The following is a 3,573-nucleotide window of genomic DNA, read 5'->3' on the forward strand; positions in this document are numbered from 1 at the left end:
AAAAGTTGCAGCACCACACGTCGCTCCGTATTGGCTTCTGGCAGTTTCGGTGCGCAACGCGTTCTTCTTCTGTTGTTTATCGGCTGCGCGTTGTTTAGTGGTTGCGAATCATCAAAGATTACCAATGAAAGGGGCGTAAAACAAAATGGCAAAGCTTCCGTGGAAGCGAACGTGAATTCTGACATCTCGTTTGAGTTTACCGACAAGACCCGGGAGTCAGGTGTGGCGTTTACGTATGCAAATGGCGAATCGTGCGGACATTTTTCGATTTTGGAATCGCTCGGAGGCGGCGTTGGAATCTTTGACTTCGATCTGGACCGAAATGAAGACCTGTTTCTTCCGGGAGGTGGAACGTTTGACGAATCGCCGTCACCGGCAGGACTTTGCCCTGGCTTGTATCGCAATGCGGGTGGTTGGCGTTTTGCTGGAGTCGGTTCCCTTGCTGGCGTGAGTGAGTCTCCACACTATTCTCATGGTGCTTGCATTGCTGACTATGACAATGATGGGTTCCCGGACGTTCTTGTCACCGGCTTTGGACAGTTGAAACTCTGGAAGAACAATGGCGATGGAACGTTTATTGAAACAGCACATTTAAGTAACGTGGTGGACTTGAAGTGGAGCAGCAGTGCCGCGTGGGGTGATGTTAACGATGATGGCGCGGTTGATCTTTATGTCGCGCACTACGTGAACTGGTCATTTGACAATCATCCGTTTTGCCAGGGCCCGGGTCCGGACCTTCGAGAAGTTTGTCCTCCCAGGCAATACGATGGCGTTTCCGATCTTCTATATATTTCAAATGGCGATGGAACGTTTCACGACGGAACATCTGACTGGGGGCTTTCTCCTAACGGCAAAGGGCTCGCCGTGCTGATCGCAGACCTTGATCTGGACAGCGATCTCGACATTTATGTGACCAACGATACCGTTGAGAATTTCCTGTACGAGAATATGGGAGATCGTTATGAAGATGTTTCACTGATGAGTGGCTCGAGTGTCAGTGAAAAGGGCGTTCCGGAAGGCAGCATGGGTGTTGACATGTTGGATTATAATCGGGATGGGGCTCCCGATCTTTGGGTCGTGAATTACGAGAACGAAAGCGCCGCACTGTATGAAAACCTTGGACACCTGCGATATCGTCATGTGAGTCAAAGAACCGGCGTCACTGGTGCCGGAGCGGGTTTGTTTGTCGGCTGGGGAACGTGTTGTTTTGATTGTGACATGAATGGATTTGATGATATATTCGTATCGAATGGGCATGTGATTCGATATCCCGTAAACTCCCCCGTTGAGCAGTTGCCGTTGTTATTGGCGAATATTAATGGCGAGAGGTTTGAAAACGTAGCGGCGAAGGCAGGGAGTTACATGACCAGCGTGCATAAAGGCCGCGGCGCTGCGATGGGAGATCTTGACAACGATGGCGCTATCGATCTGGTCGTCTCAAACAATAACCAGCCGGTAAGCTTGCTCAGGAACACGACAAAGCAGGCGGGACAGTGGCTTGCCGTTGAATTGTCGGGGCGCAAGGCCTCACGCGATCCGGTGGGGGCGATCGTGACTTTGGATTCGGGCGATTTTCGGCAGGTCAAGCAATGGCGAAGTGGCGGCAGCTATGCTTCCACCAACAGTCGTAAGATTTTCTTCGGGATACCGGTTGGTTTACGTCCCGATCGCATCGAGATTCGTTGGCCATCGGGGACCGTTCAGGTTGTTGATTCGCCGGTTCCGAACCATGTTTTGCACGTGGTCGAATCAGAGATTGTGGATTCGTCACAGGGTCTGCCTCAGCATCATTTTGTCCAATGAAATTCCAATGTCCAACCAGATAAACTCGAAATCCGGCAAATCAGCATCGGTGCCTGCATCGTCAGCGGGAAGACCGAAGTGGATCCGACGTCTCGCAATCGGTCTGGTTTTGTCAGGATGTCTGGTTGGGGTTCGCAGCCTTTGGTGGCCACCAATTTGCCGAACGATAGCTGAGCGAGCGTATCGGGAACGAGACTTTGCGAATGCGATGAATTGGCTGGATAAGGTCAAGCTCATCACGACCGATGACAGCGCCACCGTATTAATGCGGGCACAGATTTTTCGAAAACAGGGGCGAATGAAGGAGCTTGAATCGGCGTTAAAAGAAGCCCACGGCCTGGGAGTTGCCGCTGAACTTCTGAATCGTGAACAATGGCTTGCGTTGGCACAGTCCGGGCAAATGTCGCAGGCTGAAAAGCACCTTTCTGCGTTGCTCAACGACCAGGAGCAGGATCTGGAAGATGTCTGCGACGCTTATGTCATCGGGTATATGCGTAATTTTAATTTTCCGGCGGCGAAGACGCTCCTTGATTCGTGGATCGCCGATTTTCCGAAGAGCGCGTGGCCACATGTGCTTCGGGGAAGAATCTTTTTCGTCAGCGACGACTATCAGTCTGCCGAAGCCTCGTTTCGCATCGCCTGTGAATTGTCGCCGCATGATCATGAGTTTCTGATCGATCTTGCCAAGTCACTCGCGCAGAGGAATGCCACCGAAGAAGCGATTGCGCTGCTTGAGTCAATTGACGTGGAATCCCGATTTCGCCCCGCTGTCGCGCTAGAATTGGGCCTGTGTCGACGGAAGATAGGGGATACAACAGGGGCAGTTTTGGCGCTTCAAGAAGTTATTAAAGCTTCGCCGACTGAACCCCGTGCTCTTTTGGAATTGGGGCGGACGCATCTGGAGAATGGTGATTTTCAGGAGTCAGAGCGCGTGCTTCAGAAAGCTTTAACCATTTCACCTCGAGACGATGAGATTCACTACGTACTGGCACAGTCTATTCAGGCGTCGGGTCGCGATGATGATGCTAAACCACACTTTTTGTTTAGTCAGAACGCGCGACGGGCTCAAAAAGAGCTGAATACCTATCGAAGTCGAATACAACAGAACCCCCGAGATCTGGACTCACTTGTCAGCATGGGTTCGATTATGTTGAACTATGCTGAACCTGAGGAAGGTGTAATCCGGTTACTGGCGGCCCTTGAGATTGATCCAGGAAATCAACGTGTCCTGACACTACTCGCCGATTACTACGAACAACGCGCTACACTCGATCCCGCCTTCACAGAAATGGCTGCCCAGTACAGAATGAAAGTTCAGTCAAACATCGAATAGTGTTTTGTGTTGGGCCCGAAGATCACATCTTGAATTGGCAATCAGTCCTTTGTTCGCTTAAAACTATCCGAGACACGAACATCGCGTTTTCCCTCCAGGGATGACTGCAAGGCACCATGAAATGGAAAACTTAGGATCAATCGACAACCGAGGTTCTACTTGTCTTCGAGGTACCTGGACCATAATCACGGTACTATTGCTATTCGGCTGTGGCGAAAAGAATGAGCCGGGAAAACCAGCTATCGACAGTCATTCCGTTTCAGGCGACAATACCAGTCCGCTGACTGCGGAAGACGATGCGGAATTAACGCTTCAGATTCAGACTTTCTGTGGGGCGTGCCACGCCGTGCCGTTGGCAATGAGTTTTCCAAAGCAGGCATGGTATGATGAAGTGAAACGCGGATTTGATTTCTATTACGAATCCGGCCGACAGGACC

Annotated in this window: 2 protein-coding genes and 1 pseudogene; all 3 read left to right on the plus strand. The window is 51.1% G+C overall.

Going from position 1 to position 3,573, the window contains the following annotated elements; all coding sequences use genetic code 11:
• The coding region (locus tag Q0294_RS22770; RefSeq protein WP_299470057.1) for a CRTAC1 family protein at positions 1–1,803 on the plus strand (1,803 nt) is incomplete at its 5' end.
• Complete coding sequence (locus Q0294_RS22775; RefSeq protein ID WP_299470059.1) at positions 1,793–3,136, plus strand: tetratricopeptide repeat protein; 1,344 nt, start codon at positions 1,793–1,795, stop codon at positions 3,134–3,136. The genes Q0294_RS22770 and Q0294_RS22775, both read left to right, overlap by 11 nt.
• A gap of 121 nt (positions 3,137–3,257) precedes the next feature.
• Positions 3,258–3,573: pseudogene (locus Q0294_RS22780) on the plus strand (hypothetical protein); the annotation flags it as partial.

The organism is uncultured Gimesia sp. (genome assembly GCF_937919775.1).
In the GTDB taxonomy this organism is placed as follows: Bacteria; Planctomycetota; Planctomycetia; order Planctomycetales; family Planctomycetaceae; genus Gimesia.